This is a genomic window from Cecembia lonarensis LW9, from assembly GCF_000298295.1.
Classification (GTDB): Bacteria; Bacteroidota; Bacteroidia; order Cytophagales; family Cyclobacteriaceae; genus Cecembia; species Cecembia lonarensis.
In genome coordinates this window covers 1-22,024 of the sequence record NZ_AMGM01000064.1, presented here as the reverse complement: position 1 = coordinate 22,024, position 22,024 = coordinate 1, and the positions used below count along the sequence as shown (strand labels likewise).

Genomic DNA, 22,024 nt, shown 5'->3' with positions numbered 1-22,024 from the left:
ATAAGGATAAGTTAATGATTTGGAATGATGGGCATCTTCCTGATGATTGGACCATTCAAACACTTTTGGATAAGCACTCATCAAAGCCATTCAACCCAGATATTGCAAATGCACTTTTTCGCAGCGGATACATTGAATCTTGGGGTCGGGGTATTTCGAAAATGACAGAACAGTGCTTTAATTTTGGACTTCCTGCGCCCTTGTTCTTTTTTAAAAGTTCGGGTTTTTGGGTAGAGTTTAGAAAAGACATATATACATACAACCAACTTAAAGAGCTTGGGCTAAATGAACGACAGATTAAAGCAGTACTTTTCGTAAAGGAGAATGGTAAAATTAATAACAGTGACTACCAGACTTTAAATAATGTATCAAAAGCAACTGCCACAAGAGACCTTACTGAACTTGTTGAAAAATTTAAAGCATTGGACAGAACTGGAGAAGTTGGAGCAGGAACAACCTATATTTTGATTGGCTCATAATTGGCTCAATTGGCTCATAGGCAAAATAAAAAAGAGAAGTAAATGAACGGAGAAAAACACCTAAGCGATAACAGCGTGTATGAAAAATAGCGGGATTAGTACTAAATCAAAGGTCAGTACTTTTAATAAAAGTCAGTACCGAATCGAAAGTGAAGCGCTTTTTAATCCGCTACTTCTCATACACGCAAACCGTTATGGGCAAGGCTAGAAATCCAGAGGCTAAATAAAAACTTCAGACAAAGATTAATGACTGATAGAACTTTCATAGAAGACCAAGATTTAGTTGAAAAAATGCTAAAGAAATTAACACCTCTAAACGAAAGTTCAGGTTGGCAATGCGAACTTTTTATTGATAAAACGACAAATCAAAAATGGGAAAAATACCAATTTGAATTATTGGAAGCTGATAATGATGGAATTGGATTAAGACGTTTTCCATATCCTTCGACCAAAGAAATAATTAGAATCGCTTTAACTTCAAAATATTTTGATGAAATAGACGGAGCTTCAGGTCTGCTACTTGATATGGAATTTGACAAAGTTGAGTTTAGAGAAATGCTAATTTCTGAAATAGAAAAGAACATTAATAACATTGATAAAGACCGATTTGAAATTATTTACAACAGAGCAGAATTGTATGAAACATTAAACAAGAGGGAAGTATTAGGAAAACATTATAAACAAATAGAAAAAGACGCGGAATATTTCAAAGAATTAATGGCTAAAGCCGAAGGTCTTAGGCAAAGATTAAAACAAATTAAAAAATAGCAAGTAGTAAAACAACAATCTTAAGGTCCGAAAGAAAAGGAAACCCAGCCCATAACATCACCTTGGATACAGCGGGCGGTTAATAGTAAATTGGAAGTTCAGTATCTTTAAGAAGTTAGGAGTAGGCTGGAAGAGAACGGCTCCGAAGGCCCGCCGTTTCCAAGCTGAATCCCGTTATGGGCAAGGCTAAACAACCGACCGTTGAAGAAAAGTATTGATAGATAATTTATAAAACCTATGGGTGACAATGTAAAAATAAATTCGGTAGAAGATTACTTCAATGCACAACCTGAAAATGTAAAAAATGCTTTACTTCAAATAAAGCGTTGTATTTTAAAGGTTGTTCCAGAGGCAAAGGAATTGTTGAATTATAACATTCCAGCATTTGCCTTGATAGAAGATGGAAAAAGAGAACAACAAATTATGATAGCAGGTTATAAAAATTACGTTGGACTTTATCCTCACCCAACCACTATCGAAAAATTTGAAGAAGAACTAAAAGATTACAAAAAAGGTAAAGGTTCTGTCCAATTTCCAATAGACAAACCTTTGCCCGTAGAACTGATTGTAAAAATGGTTGAATACAGATTAAGCCTATTAACCTAATTATGAATCCACAAGTAGACAAATATCTCATTGACGGCTGTATGCGTTGCAAATATGGCGGAACACCACAATGCAAAGTTCGTAATTGGGTTGAAGAATTAGAATCACTAAGACAAATTGTTTTAGAAACAGGTTTGAAAGAAGAAATAAAGTGGGGCGTACCTGTTTACACCAATAAAGGTAAAAACATAGTAACTGTAAACGCCCTTAAAGAATCGGCAAACATAGGCTTTTTCAAAGGAGTTTTACTAACTGACAAACACAAAATACTTAAACAACAAGGAAATTTGCAGTCAGACAGAATTGTAAAATTCACCAATGTTAAAGACATAGAAAAAGTAAAAGATGTTTTAGAAGAATACGTTTTGGAAGCGATAGAAATTGAAGAAAGTGGAAAAAAAGTAGAATTCAAGAAAAATCCTGAACCCATTCCTGACGAACTTCTTAAAGCATTTGAACAAGACCCTGCATTTAAGCAAGCATTTTACGCATTAACAGCAGGACGACAAAGGGGCTATATCATTCATTTTTCACAACCCAAGCAATCACAAACAAGAATCGGACGAATAGAAAAATACAAGGAACAGATTTTTAACGGAATAGGACTGAATGACAAGTATAGTTGTTAACGACAGAAAAGAAGCTCAGCCCATAACAGCACCTACACGCAAGCAGGGGTTTCGTGCTTCGTAGGACAGGAAAGTGCTAAATTTAAAGTCCAGTTCTTCGTAGGTAGTTTAGTGGTAAAAATCCCTGCCTGCGTGTAGCTGCAAAACGTTATCGGTCAGGCTAAAACGACACTTCACAGGCGCAATAACGACCTTCAAAAATAGAACCATATGAAGCTAAAAATATTTTACTCTTGGCAGACAACAACAAATACTAAATACAATAAGAATTTCATTTTAACCTGTATTGAAAAGGCTGTTAAGAAGGTTAAATTAAAACCAGAACTTAAGGACGTTGAATTTGTCATTTTAGAAGGAGTTACGGGAGAACCAGGCTCGCCTCAAGTCGCCTCTAAAATTGCAGACGAAAGAATTCCAACTTCCGACATATTTATTTCTGACCTATCTGTAGTTAACCAAATTAGTTATTTTCAAAAAATTGTACGCAAAGTTGTCGGGGACAAATTCAAACCATTTCAAAACAACAATGTAATTTATGAACACGGTGTAGCTTACAATGCGATTGGACTTGAAAAAATGATTGGGATATTAAACACAACGTATGGTTCACCAAATGAAAATCCCGACAACATTCCGTTTGACTTAAAACATATTAGATTTCCTATAGAATATAAATACTCGGAAAAAACTAAAAATAAAGATGATGTTCAAAAGAAATTAGTTAACGATTTAGCATCAGCGATAAAAGAAACAGCAAAATTTGCATTGCAGAGTCAAAAAAGTAAATTTCACCCATTACAAGTTTGGAGTGATTGGGAAAAAAGTATTTTGACACCACAGCAATTTATTCCAAATGAAAAAACAAAAGAAGTTGCAAATTCTGTTCTTGAAGGTATAGATAATCTTAGTCAGACAATTAGGAATTTAGGATTATCAGGTTTAGGTAAAACAAGAATTTTACTAGAAATATTCAGACCAGACATTTCTGATGAAAAATCAATTTTGCTTTCAAGTCGTGTGCTTTACATAAATTGTAACCTCTATCCTAACGCTGAGTTTCAAACTATCGTTTCTAAAGCAATTTCTGAACAAACCAATCCCATCATTATTTTAGACAATTGTTCTACATCAGTTCATAGACAATTACTTCAACTTACAAACCGAGTAGGCAACAAAGCATTTATAATCTCACTTGATTCTAATCCTGAAGAAATTGAAAGCAATAGAATCAATGGTGTAAATTATATCATCATAAAAAAAGAAGAACTTTCTACAGTTGTTGATGAATTGCTTTCAAGTAGATTTAACAATTTAGACGAAGAAAGCAGGAAAAAAATTAAAGACTTCTCACAAGGAATACCGTTAATGGCAGTTTTACTTGCTGAAAGCGTTAACAATGGTGAACAGTTTATTGGCAAATTAGACGACAAAGATTTGTTAGATAAACTCCTTGGAACAAAAGGAAAGGAACAAGAGTGGCGAAGTATTCTAAAGTCTTGTTCAATGTTTAGCTATTTTGGTTTTGAAAATGAACTCGAATCGCAGTACAAGTTTATAGCTACAAATCAAAATGTTACTATATCTAATAATACGGAACACGTTAGAATTAGTACTTTTTTAGAAGTTGTAAAGCATTTTAAGGCTAGAGAAATTTTTGAAAAGCAAGGACGATATTTGAGTATTAGGCCTTTCCCTCTTTCAATGGCATTAGCAGTTGAATGGCTGGAAACTTGTACATCTGATAGAATGCTACAAGTAATCGTAGATATATCTAATCTTGAAGAGCCACATAGAAAGCAATTGATAAATTCACTTGCTGAGCAAATGAAATACCTTGACTATAATGAAAAGGCTGTAGAAATTGTTGATAAAATTGTAGGGGCTGAAAGCCCTTTCGATAATGCGGAAGTTTTAAATACAGAGTTGGGTTCACGCCTCTTCCGCTCTTTTGTAGAAGTGAATCCCATTGCTGTTTCCCAAAATTTTAAACGCCAATTTTTAAACAAATCCACAGAGGAATTACTGAAAATTGAAGCAGGGCGAAGAAACATAGTTTGGACTTTAGAAAAATTGTGTTTCGATAAAAGAACATTTTCTGATAGTGCAAAAGTTCTTTTAGGATTTGCAATTGCAGAAAACGAAACTTGGGCAAACAATGCCACAAGTCAGTTTCTACATCTATTCAATGTACATCTTTCAGGAACAGAAGCTGACTTGAGTGAAAGATGGAAAATAATTGAGTGGTTGTTAAATAAAGAAGATAAAGCCTATTATGATTTTGCGATTAGAGCGATGAAGATAGGTTTGAATTTTGGACACGCAAGTAGAATGGGCGGTGCAGAACAACAAGGTAGCAGGAGATTAGTTGACAACAATCCTACTTGGAATGAGATAGATGAATATTGGAGAAACATTCTCAATAAGCTACTTGAAATCATTAAATCAAAAAATGAATATTCTGATTTAGCAAGTGAAGCTATTGCAAATAGCACTAGAACGATGTTTCATATAGGTATGGGTAAATTGATATTGCCATACCTGAAAGAAGTTTCAGAGTTAAAAAACAATGATTGGGACAGTGGCTTAAAAGGGTTGAAGTTTGCACGAAAATATGAAAAGTATTCTATTCCAGAAGCGCAACTTGAAGAAATCAACAACTTGATTCAGTTACTCACAAAAACAGATTTCTCAACTAAATATTTGTCATTATCAAGCTCTTATCATTTGGATAATGATGAAACCTATTCAAGTGAAAAAGTAATTGAAGCAATAATCAATTTGGCTGATGAATTCATTGCAACTGAAATTTCTTGGGAAGAAACTTTTCCTATGTTTTATAAGAATCAACAAGTTTTTTCATTTCATTTTGGTAAACGATTATCTGAATTGCTTAAAGATGATAAAACAAAAATCAATCGTTTTATTGATTACTCATTAGAAGTTATTTCCGAGATACCACAAGAAGAAAGAAATTATACAGTTCTTGGCGGTTTCATTGCCAATACAAGTGATGAAATAAAGAAAGAATTTTACTTGAAATTGTTCCAATCCTCTGAATTTAGTAGTCAATTATTTTACTTTTTATCAATTGATAAATCGGGCAAAGAATACTTTGATTTATTATTTCAACTGATTGACAAAAAAGGTTTTAATGTAAACAGTTTTTACGCTTTTACATATAGTAACGCATTATCTCAACTAACTTTCGAAGAATTAAATTCTTTCAGTGAAAAACTATTTACATACGGTGATGAGGGATATGCAGTTGTTTTTGATTTATTTGCTGACCTTAGCTATAATGATGAAGCAAAGAAAAAGTTGCTTAAACCAATCTATAAAAAGTGTATTTTAAATTTAGGATTTAACAGAAAATTCAGACGTCAATTAGACGATTTTAAATGGACTGAAACTATTTCATTTATATTATCTGACGAAACGGAAGCTGACTTTGCTATATTTATAAACAAATCGGTAATAGAATCTATCACTTGGGAGAACTCATATCATCTTGACCATTACATTCAACGAGTCTATGAAATTTTATTGAAAGTTCATTTCAAATCAATTTGGCCTGACTTATCAGACGCATTGCTTTCAAGCGAAGAAAAATACATTAAATTTTATGGACTGAAACATATTTTGGGTTCTCGTATTGGTGGAGTTGGGAGGAGTGTTGGAGTTTTATTTGACGGTGGCATTGATTCTATTTTTAATTGGTGTACAGACAATAAGCCACTTGCCCCGTCAAGATTAGCTGAACTAATACCAATTTTTGACAACAACAATACAGACTATGCAAAATGGCATCCTATTGCTCTTAGACTTATAGACCAGTATGGTGACATAAAAGAAGTTCTGAGTAATCTAAGTTCTAATATGGGGACATATTCTTGGACAGGTTCTGTTGTTCCTTTACTTGAATCTAAAAAGGAGTTATTTAAGCAATTAACAAATCATAAGACAGAATTAGTGAAAGAATGGGCAACATCTTACATTGGCTATCTTGAAAAGGATATTGAAAGAGAAAGAAATAGAGATGAAGAACATTTTATTTAAAACAAGGAATGAAGAGAATGGGATTTGAAATGACAGATAGAAAAGCCCGAACCGATAACAGGCGTTTGGCTCAATGGCGGGTTACGTAGTTAATTGAACATTCTACCTCGCATCATTTTTTGTGGTATATTGACAGTTTTGTGCTCCGAAATCCGCCACTGCGCCAAGCGCCAAAACGTTATGCACCATTAAAAAACAAAACAATGATAGTTAAGCAATTTGTATTAACAGTACTACTTACGGCTTTTTCACTTACTGCTTTTGCTACCGACTACTACAAAGCCAAGACAACCTTAAACATTAGGAGTGGGGCTGGAACAGGTTATTCAATATTATTTACAATAGGTAAAGGAGAAGAAGTTGAAATAATTTCCAAAAAAAATGATTGGTTTGAGATTAAGTATAATGAAAATACAGGCTATGCTTTCTCAAAATATTTAGAATTCTCCCATTCATTGGATAACGGATTGTCAAGCGAAACTGAAATGAATACGAGGAACAAGCATCAGAATTGGGTATTTGGTGTAGTAATAGTTTCTGTCTTGATGATTATTATACTTTTGTTAATTGGGCGTAATAAAAAGGAAATCAGAACAGAGTCGAGGGAATCAATAAAATATAGTAAAGGTGTAATAACGGATGAAACATTAAACAAATCTACAGCTTTTGATAATAGACAAGTAGCTGACATGTTTGAAACGTCAAAAATGGCAAAGAAAGAGCCAAGCTTGTTTATTTACGGTCTTATTTTTTCTCTTGTAGGTTTAGTTATTGGTTATTTAATTTATGGAAAAGTCCCTTGGTTAGGTGAGTATATTAGACCAGATGTTTTTTTTGGAATTAATGGAAATGATGATGACTTTGAAAGCATGATAAGGAATGCCATTATTGAACCAATAAGACAAAAGATACTTATTTCTGCAATTATAGGAGGTATTGTTGGTCTTGTAATTGCGTTATTGAAAAGACAAAAATCATGAAACAACAACTTTTATCGACGTTTTTAATTTTTTTGACAGTTTCGATTGGGAACGGTCAAAATATTCTTAAAAAGAAAGACGTATCGATGCGCCTTGACCTGATAATAACTAACATTGAAAATAAGGAATATGAAAAATCAATGGGAATTTTTTACAATAATCAAGAAGTAATTTCAGAAGAGAATATTAAAAAGGGAGACCTTGAAAAGTATAAATTAATAAAAAATACGTTAGAACAAAAAAAGCAAGAATTTGATAGGAATAAAGAAATCGTCCATACTTATCAAAAAGAATTTCATTCAGAAAATTACTGCTTTGCGGTCGGTCTTCTTGACTTAAAATTAAGTAGTGAAAACTCCTATGAAGAAACACAAAGAATTCAAAACAACCTGTACAAACCATTAACTCAAGCTAAGCAAAAGTGTGATGATAATTCCAGAAATATTCTTGACTGGGAAAGAAATTATCAAACCAAGGATTTTGAGAGCCTATACAAAATTATGGATGTAAATCTGTCTGATAAAAAATACTTCTTTCAAAGCGACTTAAGAAAATTAGAAATATTGCAGAAAAACATTGAAGATAAATTTCAAGTCTACTATACTGTTAGAAATCAATTAGTTGATGGTACAAAAGAAAAATTAAAATTACCAGTCAATTTAAAAACCCTATCATATGACCAATCTCGAAGATATATACAAGAACTTACCCATATATTAGAAGTAGCAAATTCTGAACTCCAAAAATTAGAAGGTAATAACCCAAATATTATTCAAGAATTTGAAACTTTAAGACCTCAGATTTTAAATAAATTAGAAGATTTACAAAATATTAGTAACTTAATCAAGCCTTTCTCTCAATCTGAACTATCGAAATATCTAACCTCTCAGGAGGAAAAGATGACAATTGAACAGATATATCAACACTTTAAAAAAGTTGACTCAAAGTTAGTTAAGAGTGATGAATGGGCAGAAATGCCTGATTTTCAAGCTATTTTTGAATTAAATGTGTTTGAATACTATAATCTGAATAATGAATATGACTCGGAATTGAAAAAGCAGGTTTTTGAAAAAACAAATGAATACCAAAATTACCGGAAAGATTTAATACAAAAAAGAGATGAAATTTTAGCCAATTTTTACTATCACAAAGGTTTTAATAGTGTAAGGGGAGAAACTTTTACAACCAAACGAATGAATTTAAATGGCACATCTCATTTTGTTGTTAATTACGATTTAAAAAAGAAAGGCTTTCCCATTTCGATTGGGGATGTACTGCCATATTATTGTTCAGTTTCATTCATGCCAAAAACAATATCTCATCTTGAATTCCCTTCCCTTCCAACATCAAAAGTCTATGACCTGACTGCAAATAGTGAAAATAGTTATCGTGAGATATTTTTAATTAATGTTTCAGAGGAAGTTGCACTCGAGATGGAAAATAATCGTTCTAATATTGAGACTTTGTTACTTTTTCAGATAAAGGGAATTGAAAAAAGGAGATTAAATGATATTGATTTTAGAAATGAAAAGAGAAATAATAATGGGTGTAAAGAATTAGTAGATGTTTTTGCTACGAATAACCTAAGGCTTATCGTTTTTAACAAATCCACAAATAAAATATATTTTGATAAAGTTTACTAGGCATTCAATATTTATCAACTAACCAAACAAAGATATGAATTCAATTGAATTTGGAGATAAAGTTAGGCACAAGACTAACAATGATTATAATGTTCATCCAATGGATGTTATGGAAGTCGATGAAAACAAAGTCCTTTGCAGTTATTTCGACCGTATTGAAAAAACAATTAAAGAAAAATGGTTTAATTATTCTGATTTAGAACTCATTTCTAAAACAGAAGGAGGATTTTTTTAAAATAGAATTCCCACTAAATGGGCAACTTTAAAAGAATAACGGTGCATAACAGCACCTAAGAAAACATGGGGCGGTCAGTGGAATCATACAGGGTTATTCCTCGAACTAACCTTTTCTGCGGTGGGAAGGAAATTGCTCCGAAATGCCCCACGTTTCTTAGCTGCGGACCGTTACCACCAATATTAAAACGACAAACAAAATGAAACAATTAACAGTAATCTTATTATTACTTTTTTCCTTTAAGGCTTTTTCACAGGAAGATTCCAAATTAGACAAGAAGTCGCCAGAACTCACTTTTGAAAATATCCTGAACTTTGAAAAAAACAATGCCAAACTTTCAGATTTTAAGGACAAGATAGTAATTCTTGATTTTTGGGCAACTTGGTGTGCGCCTTGTATCAAATCATTTCCACAATTAGAAGAACTTCAAAACAAGTTTGGCGAAGAACTTCAGATTATAACTATAACTGATGACCCAGAAGAAAGAATTAACCGATTTTTAGAAAAAAGGGAAATGAACCTTCCTATTGTTATAGATGAAAAAAGAGAATTGGCAAAAGTTTTCCCACATAGGGCAATTCCGCATACAGTAGTAATTGATAAATCAGGAGTTATTAAAGCCATTACTACTTCTTCAGAAATAACCGAAGAATTAATTTACAAAGTTCTGAATAATCAAGAAGTGAACTTAAAAGAAAAGAAAGACGCAATCGATTTTGACCCGTCAATTCCTCTTTCAGGCAACGAAAATTTTACGTATCAAATTACAATCACACCGTTTAAAGATGGTTATCCTTCTTTTGTAAATACGATGGGAGGCGAAGGCCCTTATAATGGTAGAAGAATAATTGCAACAAACCTTTCGGCAAGACCTCTTTATGAAATTGCTTATCAGTTCCCAACAGGTATAAGGACAATTGTAGAAGTATCGGATAAATCAAAATTTGAATGGAATCGACAGAATGCAATCTGTTTCGACCTAATTGTTCCAGAAGACCTTTCTGAAAATCGATTCAAAATAATGAAACAACATCTTGATATATATTTTGGATACCAATCTATTATTGAAGAAAGAATAAGACCTGTAAAAATACTTAAACAAATAGAAGGAAAGAAAATTGAAATTAATGTGTCTAAAGAAGGAACAGACCCATTTGCAAGTTATGGTGGACGTGGACTATCAATGAAAGGTTCGCCAATAGAGACACTAGCAAGCTTCTTAGAAAGTCAAATTCATAAACCTGTTTTGAACGAGACAGACCTAAGTGGACTATATGATTTGGAAATCCCTTGGTACAACGAAAATCCTGAACAAATTCACGATGAACTTAGAAAAATTGGCTTGGAAATGATAGATGCCGAAAGAAAAATAGAAGTGCTTGTAATAAAGGACAAATAAAAATACAGGTGGTAACATTGCCTAAGAGCAAGCGGGCGGAAAGTGCTAAATTGAAAGTGATTACTTTTAATAAACTTTGGTCGTGGCGGACAGGGAATCGGGTTTTAATGCCCGCCAGCTCTTAGCCTTGACCGTTATCGGTCAGGCTAAAACCAACACACCGACAGTAACTCGTTGACAATTTAGACTAGTTTTCGGACGACCCAACGAACAATTTTAGTAAATTTGAAAATTATATAAATATCAGAATGACAAAGCAAAAACCCGGACTTTTCGGAGTAAAATATTCAAACAGGGACTTTGCCCAAAGCGACACTTGGGGAAAGAACCAGTTTAATTCTTCATTCCCTGCGGGTTTGACAAATTTTCTTGCTTCAAAAAATTTAGACAATGTTTATCTCTATCTTGACAAAGAACTGAAAGTTAAACACAAGAAAATATCAGCGAAAGAACTTTACGGAATTGAACCAAACTCTGACGACTTATTTTTCTCTTTTGAAAGTCCATATACTCCATATCAGCAATTAGTTATTGGAACATTGCCGAGAGTTGATTTAGTAACACAACTAAGAAGTAACGGACAATGTTTGCGACCAATTGAAGTTAAATTAACAGCCTTGCCCGACAATTCTACTTGTAATTTAAGCGAAGAATATTACGGTTGTGAAATTGTAATCAGACCCGACACTATTGTTTATTTAGCTTGCAGTATAGCTTCAAACTTCAAGGACAATAAAAAGGAACTTGCCTCGCTTATCGGAAACAAGTTTGAAAAAATTAGCGATTGGACTGATGGAGCTTCTGTTTGGTCTCACATTACTGAAATGATTGCTGCAATTGACCGAGTAATTCTTTCTGTTTTGGACAAGCAAGAACCTCTACTAATGCAACCCATTTGGAAAACAAACGGCAAATCACCAAAACTATCAGATAATTGTTTGGACGTTTTCATTTGGTCAAACTTTGCTTTTACTCAACTTTTTGTTGATGTAGCAAGGGGTGAATTATCAGAAGGAGCAAACAGAATTACCCGACAAGTAAGAACAATCATTTGGCTGTTTAGAATGCTTTATGATTTTGCAAAACAAGGGCAAATCAATCACCATAAAATTATTGATGAACTTTCTTACAATACCAAAAACGACAAGGCATTTGCTGTAAGTGGTAGAATTACACACAGGTATATGACTTGTGCCGAATTGACAAAACCAAGAATTGAAAAGAAAGAAATCAGAAAAATTATACTTGGTGGTGGACAGAATTTATTAAGTCCAGAAAGACGATTTGATGCAATTATTTATAACTCACCAGAACTATTCACATAATGGAAACAGTAGATTTATTTTCAGGTTGTGGCGGTTTATCGCTTGGTTTTCAAAATGCAGGTTTTGAAATATTAGCGGCATTTGACAAATGGGAACCAGCAGTAAAGGTTTATAGAGATAATTTTAATCATCCAATCTACGATACTGACTTAGGAAGCGAAGAAGGACTAGAATTTGTAAAGAGCCTCAAGCCACAAATGATTATTGGTGGACCTCCTTGCCAGGACTTTTCAAGTGCAGGAAAAAGAGATGAAACATTGGGACGTGCAGACCTTACAATTTCTTATGCAAATATTGTAGCGTCTGCAAAACCTGAATGGTTTGTAATGGAAAATGTTGAGAGAATTACTAAAAGCCACATTCTTAAAGAAGCGTTGCAAATTTTCAAGAAAGCAGGATATGGAATTTCTTATCAAGTTTTAGACGCAAGTTTTTGCGGAGTGCCACAATCAAGAAAACGTTTTTTCTTAGTCGGACATAAGCATTCAACAGACAATTTTCTAAATCCATATTTCAATAAAAATTTGTCAAGCAAACAGATGACTTTGTTTGACTATTTTGGCAAATCATTAGGAGTTGAGTATTACTACCGACACCCAAGAAGCTATGCAAGACGTGGAATTTTCAGCATTTACGAACCAAGTCCCACTATTCGTGGAGTAAACCGACCAATTCCAAAAGGTTACTCAAAACACGAAGGCGACCCAGTTGAAATTTCAGACAAAGTAAGACCACTTACAACAAAAGAAAGAAGCTTAATCCAAACATTTCCCGAAGACTTTATTTTCAACGGTAGTAAAACCGATCTTGAACAGATAATTGGAAACGCAGTTCCTGTAAAACTTGGAGAATATGTTGCAAACTGTATCAAAGAATATATAAGCGACAGACAAGAAAATAAACAAATTACGGTTGGTCAACTTGAACTGACTTATGACGAATGAAAGAAGCCCGAACCGATAACATCACCTATACGCAAGCAGGGGTTTCGTGCTTCGTAGGACAGGAAAGTGGTAAAATTTAAGTTCAGTTCTTCGTAGGAAGTTCAGTGGAAAAAATCCCTGCCTGCGTATAGCTGCGACACGTTATGTGGCATTTAAAAATAAAAGTAACTTTTAATTGACTCAAACGTCATAAATAAAAATAATAATTTATAAAATATGTATTTCAAAACAATTTGCTTTATCGTAATTAGCCTATTTATTGGCACTGTAGCTTTTAGTCAGAAGCTAAATTGGATACCGTTTGAATGGGTTGGAGACAGTGTGTCTGGAAAATATTTTGATAAACTAGCTTTAACCATTCCAGTTTCAATTGATGGTTTACCACATAAATTCAAAATGCAATTTGATTTAGGTGCCGAAACAACTGTAATTTATGGAAAATCCATTGATAAATACCTTGATAAATATCCTAAGCTTAAAAATAAATTAGACTCCACTACAACTTTTATAATAAATGGCCAAGAAAATCCCATGTTTAATAATGTTGGATTGAGTTTAGGTAATGTCTCATTTGGAAAAAGAGATATTGGCTATTTTAAAGATTATGGAGAACCGATTCCGACAGATTCTATTTCTACAAGCACCCAAAAACTTATTGGTACTATTGCACCTGACTTATTTAAAGATAAGTATTTAATCATTGATTATCCTAACCAAAGAATTTCTGTTGCCAAAAAACTACCAAGAAAATTAGTCAAAGTAGATTTTCAAGTTTGTCAAATCGAAGATGGACGTATTACCATTCCTTTGACAATTAATGGTATAGTAGAGAACCTAATGTTTGATACAGGTTCAAGTATTTTTCCTCTAATTACATCCGAGGAGAATGCAAATCAAATATCTGCTGATAACATTATTGATTCACTAAGCGTGAATAGCTGGGGAAATAATGTGACTGTTTATGGAAAAAAGATAATTCCTGAAGTTAAATTTGGCAAAACAATTTTACAACCATCCATTGTTTATTATATTAAAGATGAAATGTTTACCGAGTTCTTTAAACAGCAGAATATTTGGGGGATAACTGGGAACGCTTATTTCTTAAACAATATTGTAATTATCGATTATAAAAATAGCCGTTTCGGAATAAAATAAACGCCACATAACAGCACCTACCCAAAAGTGGCGGTTCAGTGGTTAAATAAAGCATTGTGCTACTATCAAAGTTTGTGCTTAATTGAAAGTGAATCGCTTCGAAATCGCCACCTTCGGGTAGCTGCAAAACGTTGGCATCAATTATGAAACCCAAAGCAATAATATTCATTTTATTTTTGGCAATATCATGTAAGACTGTACAAGAGCCAATTTGCCAATCAAGTTTGGAATCAAAATTTTTGCTTGAGAATGTGGGATTGAAGCCTATAGAAATTTTACCACCTAATAAAGTAATAAGATTCTGGATAGATGGGAGTAGCTCCCTAACAGATGTCTTAACAATAATATTAGACGATACCGGTAACTATGCTGAGTTTATTCGATTTGGTTTTGTTTTTAAGAAGGGGATAATTGGAAAAAAGGTTGCAGGAAAATATGAACAGACTGAAACTTGCCCTTCACAAGGATGGGAAAACTTTTTGAATTCCATTGACTTACATAGTCTATTCAAAATGGAAAGTCGAATTTTTGATGAAGAAGTTGATCCAGCGCCGATGGGTCAACCTATAACAACTTATCTCATTGAAATTAAGATCGATGGGGAGCAGAAAAAAATTGAATTTTTCACTTTTTATCCCTCTCAAAGTTTTGCTGAGAATATGATGGAATACAAAAACTTAGAAAAATTAATTTTAACATCATTTCCACCATTGTTGGAAAAGCTCAGAAATGACCAGAAATTTTATAATTACAGGTTAAGTTATGAATATTAAAAAAAACTGCTGCCAACATCACCTTGGAAGACAGCGGGCGGTTCCAAGTAAATTGAAAGTTTAGTATCTTTAAAAAGTTAGGAGTAGGCTGGAAGAGAACGGCTCCGAATGCCCGCCGTCTCCAAGCTGTATCCCGTTATGCCTCACCCTAAAAGACGACACCACCGACAATAAACGAACAGAAAAATGAAAGACAAAATGCCAACGCTTCTGCAAAATCAAAAGAGCTGCATCCCAACGCTCACAGCCAACGCAATGCAGCACATTTGCTTTTGCCCCAACGCACCCACCAAAAAACAAATTAGTTTCACATAAAATCAATATCTTTGCACTGAATGCAATTTAGATGAGCCGAAAAGCAATAAATAGAATCAAGGTAGTACTGGTTGAGAAGAACCTGAGCAGTAAATGGCTTGCCGAACAACTTGGTAAAAACGAAGCAACAATTTCAAGATGGTGTACTAATGATGTACAACCTCCCTTACCCACATTAGTGAAAATTGCTGAATTAATAAATGTTTCACCTAGAGATTTATTAAACGAGTAATTATGGGAGAGACAATTAAAAATACATCAACGAAAATTCCTTTTAAGGTTTCAGCAAGAACTGCAAGATTAATCGGAAGGGAAAACATTGCAACATCTAAAGGAGCAATAATAGAATTAGTTAAAAATGCATATGATGCTGACAGCGGTATCGCTATAGTATTCTTTGATAATAAGTACTCGACTTTTCTGAGTGAAATGTCAGAAGATCATTTTGAAACATTAGTCAAAAAAGGAATTGATAAGAAATTACTTGATATCATCTATAAGTTTGAAGAAGAAAACTATACTCTCAATTCAAACATTGATGAAGATAAATTACTGACTTTTAAAAAGGCTATTTCTAGATTATCAGTTCTTTACATAATAGATGCGGGTGAAGGAATGACTCAAAATGTAATCCGTGAACATTGGATGACAATTGGCACGGATAACAAATCAAATAATGTTTTTACAAAAACAGGACGAGTAAAAGCAGGTGCAAAAGGTATAGGAAGGTTTGCATTAGATAAATTAGGGTCAAAATGTGAAATGACTACCATTTTCAATCCTAAATATCATCATCAAGACACAGACATTAACGGTGAAAAAACAAATTATAAAGGATATAAATGGAAAGTAGATTGGGAAGATTTTGAAGGCGAGTACAAAACTATTGACTCTGTAGGAGCTGAATTATTTGGGCTTTTAAACTCTACAATTAAAGGAGAGATAACGGAAGAGATACCATCCTTTGATTTTTCGAAAATTAGTTCTAAGGTTGATTTTGAATTTGGAACAATTTTGAAAATTTCCGATTTAAGAGACAATTGGGAGGATTACTATGTTCAACAAGTATATTCTGACTTGGAAGTATTAGTTCCTCCGAAGGAAACGGGTGGTTTTGAAATTTATTTGTTTAGCTCTTTGGAGCCAAATAAGTATGGTGAAGTCTTCAGCTCAATTTGTGATGATTTTGATTTTAAACTGACTGCAATTGCCGATGAAAATCAAAACGTAAAAATAAAAATTGAACGGAGAGAGTATGATATTGAATTAATCCCAAATGAATTCTTCGAAAGGGACGCATTAAAGAAATTTCCATATACCAAGGAAATTTTTAAAAAAGGCTTTTGGGAAACTTCGTTAACATTCTCTCAACTATTAAAAGGGTTTAAAGATGTGGACGAGGATAATATATTCTCAAATATTGGTGTATTTGAATTCTCATTTTATTTTTTGAAGAGAACATATGACACACCCAATGCTGATAGGTTTTTTTATCGGAGATTTATGTCCAATGACAGGAAAGACTGGTTAAACAAATTTGGTGGAATTAAACTTTTTAGAGATAATTTTAGGGTTCGTCCATATGGTGAAGTAAAAGATGCTGCATTTGATTGGCTTGGTTTGGGTAGCAGAAAGTCTACCAGTCCAGCTGGTGTTGCAAAAAAAGAAGGGGGGTATAGAGTTGAGCCAGAAAACGTTGCCGGTGCAGTTAAGATTTCACGATTAACAAACGTTAATTTCGAAGACAAGTCTAGCAGGGAAGGTTTACAAGATAACAAGACATTTCAAATTTTTAAGCAACTTTTAGCATCAATCATTAATGTATTCGAAGAGGATCGATCTTACATTGCCCGTGAAATGAGTGATTTTGATGACTTCAGGTTTGGAGCTGAAAGGGATCTAAAGGCGGCAGAGGAACTCGCCAAACGAATACTTGAATCAAGTCGAGCTAAAAAGAAAGAAAAAGAATCTACTTCTGGAAATAAAGAACAAAATACAGGAAGTAACCAAACTGGCACAGATTCAGACAGAGAAAAGGAAATATTAGCAAGTAAGATTGAGAGTCAGGAAGAAGAAATCGAAAAATTAAAAGAAGAGCAAAAAGTCTTGAGAGGTCTTGCAAGTAGCGGAATAGTTTTGGCTTCTTTTAGCCACGATTTAAGCAAATTAAATGATGTTCTAAATTCCAGAACTGATAAGTTAAAAGGACTATTATTATCCAAAATAGCAGAGGCAGAATATGAGGGAATAGAAGACAGAAAAAACCCATTTTTTCAGCTAGAAAAAATAAAAAAGCAAGATTTAAAACTGCAAAACTGGCTTAACTTTTCTTTAGGCGCTACTCGAAAAGATAAAAGAAAAAGAAAGCAACTTTTTTTGAAAAAGTATTTTTCAGACCTATCTGTAGATTGGAGTACAGTTCTGGAAAATAGAGGAATTAATTTTGATGTAACAGATATTGAAAATTTAGATTTAAGAGTTTATGAAATAGATTTTGACAGCATTTTCAATAATCTTTTGGTCAATTCTATTGATGCATTTACGATTTTAAAGATAAATAGAGCAAGGGAAATAAAGATTAAGGCCAAGAGCACCAACAAAGAAATTATAATTGACTATTACGATAATGGTCCTGGATTATCAGATGATATTTTGGATCCTAATAAAATCTTTGAACCACTATTTACAACCAGAAGGAATCCATTTACAGGCGAAGAGGAAGGAACAGGACTAGGTATGTGGCTCGTAAAATCCATAGTATCTGAAAACGATGGAACATTAAAACTTTTATTCCCAGATATTGGATTTGGAATTAGAATGATTTTCCCGATTAAATACAAACGATAATGGCAAATTATAGAATATTACTCATAGATGAGGAAAAGGACACTTTTGATGACTTCAAGGATTATCTAGATATCTCATCAACTAAAGACAGTATTGAAGTCATTGAAATGTTTCCTTTAGAGGAACTTTCGGAAATGATTGAAGTAATATTTAAAATAAATCCTAATGCGATTATTACCGATTTCAGACTAAATGAAATGAAAACTGATATCGACTACAATGTACCATATGATGGCGTTGAGCTAGTTGAAGAATTTTTAAAATACAGGCATAGTTTTCCTTGTTTTGTACTTACTGCTTTTGATGATTTGGCTGTAAGTGCAAGCGAAGATGTCAATAAGGTCTACATAAAGAACATACTGCATAACAATAAGGAGGAAAGTAAAGCAAAGGCTAAATTTTTGGATAGAGTAATTAACCAAATTGAACATTATCAAACCAAAATAAAAAATGCGGAGTCTGAACTTTTGGAATTAATAAAACTTCGAGAGTCAGGTAAGGCCAGTATCAGTGACGAAAATAGAATAATTGAACTAGATAGTTTTTTGGAAAATGTAATTGACAGAAAAAGTTCTATTCCTCCTGAATATAAAAAATTATCCAATGATGATAGGCTAAGCGAACTATTAAAAAAGGTTGATACACTTTTAAAAAAAGTAGATAATGGCGAATAATTTTAGGGACATACCACCTTCACGCAAGTGTACAAAAACCTTTTCAAACTATAGAAGCTTTAAGCCTTTCATTGCTATAGATTTTAATAGGAAATGTGGATATACTGATTGCTCTGATTTTTGGTTTGGTGGAACCAACACCTTCCATATCGACCATTTTAAACCTTGGAAAAAGTATCCAAAACTCAAAACGAGCTATTCAAATTTAGTTTACTGCTGTTCATATGTAAATATTTTAAAATCCGATGATGATGGTAGCTATTTAGACCCTTGTGATGTAGATTACAATGCCCATTTTGAAAGAGATAATAACGGTAACATTATTCCAAAGAATACATCTAGCGAAGCTAAATATATGCACTCTAAATTAAAATTGTACCTAAAGAGATATCAAATAATATGGAAACTTGATCAGTTATTATTGAGTATGAAAAAGCTTCAAGTTGCAATAAATGAACCTAAAAACGCAGCAATTAAACAAGATTTAATTAACCTACATTTTGATTTATCAACAGAACTAACAGACTACATTGAATATTTAAAAGGAAATCAATGAGAAACGCATTCAAATATTTAAGTCAATATTCTACAACCCCAAAAGATGTGGACAGGCTTATTATTTCTGCATTTCTTGAAATCAATGAATTAAAACTGAAGAAAAATAAACTTCTTAAGTCTTATTCAATTAATAGCAAAATTAAGGAGGAGTACTCATCACTTCTTGAGTTTGTGTCAGCAATCTATTCAGATACAAAAGCATTTGGATTCGAAGAACTCATTGAACTTTTTGAATTTGTTATTTCTCCAGCTGACAGAATTATAAACGGTGCTATTTATACACCTCAAAAAATCAGGACATTCATTGTTAAAAAAGCGTTTAAGAAAATCAACACCATAGATAATTCGATTAAAATATCCGATATCGCAATGGGTTGCGGTGGATTTTTATTCAATGCATCGATTGAATTTAAAAAGAGAACAGGCAAAAATTACTCAGAAATATTTAAAAACCACATCTTCGGTTTAGACATCCAAGAGTATTCAGTTAATCGAACTAAGTTGCTTCTCTCCTTATTGGCTTTACAATCAGGAGAAGATATGGAAGAATTTCAGTTCAACTTATTTCAGGGTGATTCCCTAGATTTTGATTGGACTACTGAAATTAATGACTTCAATGGATTTTCCATTATACTAGGAAACCCACCATATGTTTGTGCAAGAAATCTTGACAAAGAAACTAAAGAAAAATTAAAGAATTGGGCAGTTTGTCAATCTGGTAATTCAGACCTTTATATTCCATTCTTTCAAATTGCAATTGAGAATTTGGCTGAAAATGGTACTCTAGGATTCATCACTATGAATTCATTTTTCAAAAGTTTGAATGGAAGAGCTTTGCGGGACTATTTTCAAAGAAAAGAACTTGCTATTTCAATTATAGACTTTGGCTCTGAACAAGTTTTTAAATCCAAGAACACCTATACTTGTATATGTTTCATTGAAAACAAGCAACAGCAATTCATTTCATATACAGAATCAGAAACAAAACAGCTGGCAGGTAAACTTTCTTTTAAGAAAATTAAATACAACATTCTTGACTCTAAAAAAGGTTGGAATTTAAAGGACAACAAGACCATTTCTAAAATTGAATCAACAGGAATTCCATTTGGTGAACTTTACCAAACGAGACACGGTATTGCAACCTTAAAAAATGACATTTATATATTTAGACCCGTTGACGAAGACGAGAACTTTTTCTATCTACAAAACGGAAGTCTTTACAAGATTGAAAAAGGCATTTGCAAGGATATTGTAAACTCGAATAAGTTAAGCAGAGAGGTTAGTCTAACTAACCTTAAGGAGAAAGTGATTTTCCCATACGACCAACAAGAAAAACCTAAGCTACTTGATGAGAATTTAATGAAGGAAAGTTTTCCTGAAGCATATAAATATCTACAGAACAAAAGAAAGATTTTAGCAGAAAGAGACAAAGGAAATGGAAACTATGAAAACTGGTTTGCTTTTGGTCGAACACAATCACTAGAGAAGATTAAAAACAAAATGTTCTTCCCTAAGTACTCGGACAGGACACCAAATTTCATCATTAACTCAGATGACGATTTGCTTTTTTACAATGGACTAGCGGTAGTTGGTAGCTCTGAGACAGAAATGGAAATCATAAAAAAGATAATGGAATCCAACATCTTCTGGTATTACATCAAGACGACAAGCAAGCCCTACTCTTCTGACTATTATTCATTGAATGGAAATTACATTAAGAATTTTGGAGTTTGTGAACTGACAGAAAAAGAAAAGAAATTTTTAATAAAAGAGACTGACCAAAACATATTGAATGAATTTTTTGAAGATAAGTATGAATTAAAAGTGACATAAGCCCACGTTATTGGTGGCACATTTGCAAAACCGCTCAAGCCAACCCGCAAGCCAAGTTTTGCAAAAGAGCCACCAAGCCAACGCACCAAAACAGACCCGAAATGACAACGAAGCAAACGACAGAAAAAGAAGGGCGAAGGCATAACATCACCTATACGCAAGCAGGGGTTTCGTGCTTCGTAGGACAGGTAAGTGATAAATTTTAAGTTCAGTTCTTCGTAGGAAGTTCAGTGGTTAAAATCCCTGCCTGCGTATAGCTGAGAACCGTTATGCAACAGACCAAGGAGCCCTATTGAAAAGCGAACCGTTTAAAATGAAAAGAATCGGGTTTTTATGAAGCTGGTTTTAAAATAGAAAGTGAGTTTTAGGAATGGAAGGATGTTAGGATAAGGAAAAAATGTGAATTCGTCGCTTTTGATTTTTGGGTTTCTCAAGTATGGTTTAGGGGTCGCGAGAAAGGAGAAAAGATCATTAGTCCTCATCAAATTGGTTTCAACAACAAAATTTAATATGTCCTAAAGGAGGAAGTTGGTTTTTAAAAGTGTGGCTTTTTCGGCTCAAGATTTCCATAACAGAAAAAAATGAAAAATTGAAACCCCGGTTTTTACAAGATTGAAGAAGACAATAAGACCTGTTCATTCAAAGAGATCTAAAAAAGTGAATTCTACGAAAAGAAGCCATGGGCGGGGTGCAGGTTAAGGTAGGAGGCACTGCAATGGAATGACAAAAATGGATATAGGATTCGTTATGAGAGAAAAGTACCGCTCCGAAAACTTGGTCCATTGCATAACATCACCTTGGATAC

18 protein-coding genes are annotated in these 22,024 nt (G+C 33.3%); all 18 read left to right on the top strand.

What is annotated here, in order from left to right; all coding sequences use genetic code 11:
- Positions 1–479 (top strand): ATP-binding protein (locus tag B879_RS15855; protein ID WP_040400896.1); only part of this gene is annotated, 479 nt, incomplete at its 5' end.
- 246 nt (positions 480–725) lie between these two features.
- A complete protein-coding gene (locus B879_RS15850) occupies positions 726–1,247 on the top strand; it encodes a hypothetical protein (protein WP_009186219.1) in 522 nt (173 codons plus the stop codon).
- Positions 1,248–1,484: 237 nt separating this feature from the next.
- Positions 1,485–1,853 (top strand): iron chaperone, encoded by a 369-nt coding sequence (locus B879_RS15845; protein WP_009186218.1) that lies wholly within the window; start codon positions 1,485–1,487, stop codon positions 1,851–1,853.
- A gap of 2 nt (positions 1,854–1,855) precedes the next feature.
- Positions 1,856–2,482: a YdeI/OmpD-associated family protein gene (locus B879_RS15840; protein WP_009186217.1), complete on the top strand. Its 627-nt coding sequence runs from the start codon at positions 1,856–1,858 to the stop codon at positions 2,480–2,482.
- Positions 2,483–2,692: 210 nt separating this feature from the next.
- Positions 2,693–6,538: a hypothetical protein gene (locus B879_RS15835; protein WP_009186216.1), complete on the top strand. Its 3,846-nt coding sequence runs from the start codon at positions 2,693–2,695 to the stop codon at positions 6,536–6,538.
- 203 nt (positions 6,539–6,741) lie between these two features.
- A complete protein-coding gene (locus B879_RS15830) occupies positions 6,742–7,518 on the top strand; it encodes an SH3 domain-containing protein (protein ID WP_009186215.1) in 777 nt (258 codons plus the stop codon).
- The gene (locus B879_RS15825) at positions 7,515–9,161 is read left to right on the top strand and encodes a hypothetical protein (protein ID WP_009186214.1); all 1,647 of its coding nucleotides are present in this window, start codon (positions 7,515–7,517) and stop codon (positions 9,159–9,161) included. Before B879_RS15830 ends, B879_RS15825 begins: the two co-directional genes overlap by 4 nt.
- Before the next feature lie 34 nt (positions 9,162–9,195).
- The gene (locus tag B879_RS15820) at positions 9,196–9,396 is read left to right on the top strand and encodes a hypothetical protein (RefSeq protein ID WP_009186213.1); all 201 of its coding nucleotides are present in this window, start codon (positions 9,196–9,198) and stop codon (positions 9,394–9,396) included.
- 199 nt (positions 9,397–9,595) lie between these two features.
- Entirely contained in the window at positions 9,596–10,795 is a 1,200-nt protein-coding gene (locus B879_RS15815) for a redoxin domain-containing protein (RefSeq protein ID WP_009186212.1), read from the top strand.
- Positions 10,796–11,043: 248 nt separating this feature from the next.
- Entirely contained in the window at positions 11,044–12,120 is a 1,077-nt protein-coding gene (locus B879_RS15810; protein ID WP_009186211.1) for a HindVP family restriction endonuclease, read from the top strand.
- Entirely contained in the window at positions 12,120–13,064 is a 945-nt protein-coding gene (locus tag B879_RS15805) for a DNA cytosine methyltransferase (RefSeq protein WP_009186210.1), read from the top strand. Before B879_RS15810 ends, B879_RS15805 begins: the two co-directional genes overlap by 1 nt.
- Before the next feature lie 216 nt (positions 13,065–13,280).
- The gene (locus tag B879_RS15800; protein WP_009186209.1) at positions 13,281–14,219 is read left to right on the top strand and encodes a hypothetical protein; all 939 of its coding nucleotides are present in this window, start codon (positions 13,281–13,283) and stop codon (positions 14,217–14,219) included.
- A gap of 143 nt (positions 14,220–14,362) precedes the next feature.
- Positions 14,363–14,992: a hypothetical protein gene (locus tag B879_RS15795; protein WP_009186208.1), complete on the top strand. Its 630-nt coding sequence runs from the start codon at positions 14,363–14,365 to the stop codon at positions 14,990–14,992.
- Between the two features lie 346 nt (positions 14,993–15,338).
- On the top strand, positions 15,339–15,539 hold the full coding sequence (locus tag B879_RS15790) for a helix-turn-helix transcriptional regulator (RefSeq protein WP_040400885.1): 201 nt from the start codon (positions 15,339–15,341) through the stop codon (positions 15,537–15,539).
- A 2-nt stretch (positions 15,540–15,541) separates the two neighbouring features.
- On the top strand, positions 15,542–18,154 hold the full coding sequence (locus B879_RS15785; RefSeq protein ID WP_009186207.1) for an ATP-binding protein: 2,613 nt from the start codon (positions 15,542–15,544) through the stop codon (positions 18,152–18,154).
- On the top strand, positions 18,154–18,828 hold the full coding sequence (locus tag B879_RS15780) for a DNA-binding transcriptional response regulator (protein WP_009186206.1): 675 nt from the start codon (positions 18,154–18,156) through the stop codon (positions 18,826–18,828). Before B879_RS15785 ends, B879_RS15780 begins: the two co-directional genes overlap by 1 nt.
- Positions 18,818–19,384, top strand: coding sequence for an HNH endonuclease family protein (locus B879_RS21885; RefSeq protein WP_009186205.1), 567 nt, complete (start codon positions 18,818–18,820; stop codon positions 19,382–19,384). Before B879_RS15780 ends, B879_RS21885 begins: the two co-directional genes overlap by 11 nt.
- Entirely contained in the window at positions 19,381–21,219 is a 1,839-nt protein-coding gene (locus B879_RS15770; protein WP_009186204.1) for an Eco57I restriction-modification methylase domain-containing protein, read from the top strand. The genes B879_RS21885 and B879_RS15770 overlap by 4 nt, the downstream gene beginning before the upstream one ends.
- Positions 21,220–22,024 lie beyond the last annotated feature (805 nt).

Bases quoted from the DNA above. Each gene is read 5' to 3' on its own strand.
- B879_RS15850 (WP_009186219.1), top strand. From the start codon at position 726: ATGACTGATAGAACTTTCATAGAAGACCAAGATTTAGTTGAAAAAATG.
- B879_RS15845 (WP_009186218.1), top strand. From the start codon at position 1,485: ATGGGTGACAATGTAAAAATAAATTCGGTAGAAGATTACTTCAATGCA.
- B879_RS15840 (WP_009186217.1), top strand. From the start codon at position 1,856: ATGAATCCACAAGTAGACAAATATCTCATTGACGGCTGTATGCGTTGC.
- B879_RS15835 (WP_009186216.1), top strand. From the start codon at position 2,693: ATGAAGCTAAAAATATTTTACTCTTGGCAGACAACAACAAATACTAAA.
- B879_RS15830 (WP_009186215.1), top strand. From the start codon at position 6,742: ATGATAGTTAAGCAATTTGTATTAACAGTACTACTTACGGCTTTTTCA.
- B879_RS15825 (WP_009186214.1), top strand. From the start codon at position 7,515: ATGAAACAACAACTTTTATCGACGTTTTTAATTTTTTTGACAGTTTCG.
- B879_RS15820 (WP_009186213.1), top strand. From the start codon at position 9,196: ATGAATTCAATTGAATTTGGAGATAAAGTTAGGCACAAGACTAACAAT.
- B879_RS15815 (WP_009186212.1), top strand. From the start codon at position 9,596: ATGAAACAATTAACAGTAATCTTATTATTACTTTTTTCCTTTAAGGCT.
- B879_RS15810 (WP_009186211.1), top strand. From the start codon at position 11,044: ATGACAAAGCAAAAACCCGGACTTTTCGGAGTAAAATATTCAAACAGG.
- B879_RS15805 (WP_009186210.1), top strand. From the start codon at position 12,120: ATGGAAACAGTAGATTTATTTTCAGGTTGTGGCGGTTTATCGCTTGGT.
- B879_RS15800 (WP_009186209.1), top strand. From the start codon at position 13,281: ATGTATTTCAAAACAATTTGCTTTATCGTAATTAGCCTATTTATTGGC.
- B879_RS15795 (WP_009186208.1), top strand. From the start codon at position 14,363: ATGAAACCCAAAGCAATAATATTCATTTTATTTTTGGCAATATCATGT.
- B879_RS15790 (WP_040400885.1), top strand. From the start codon at position 15,339: ATGAGCCGAAAAGCAATAAATAGAATCAAGGTAGTACTGGTTGAGAAG.
- B879_RS15785 (WP_009186207.1), top strand. From the start codon at position 15,542: ATGGGAGAGACAATTAAAAATACATCAACGAAAATTCCTTTTAAGGTT.
- B879_RS15780 (WP_009186206.1), top strand. From the start codon at position 18,154: ATGGCAAATTATAGAATATTACTCATAGATGAGGAAAAGGACACTTTT.
- B879_RS21885 (WP_009186205.1), top strand. From the start codon at position 18,818: ATGGCGAATAATTTTAGGGACATACCACCTTCACGCAAGTGTACAAAA.
- B879_RS15770 (WP_009186204.1), top strand. From the start codon at position 19,381: ATGAGAAACGCATTCAAATATTTAAGTCAATATTCTACAACCCCAAAA.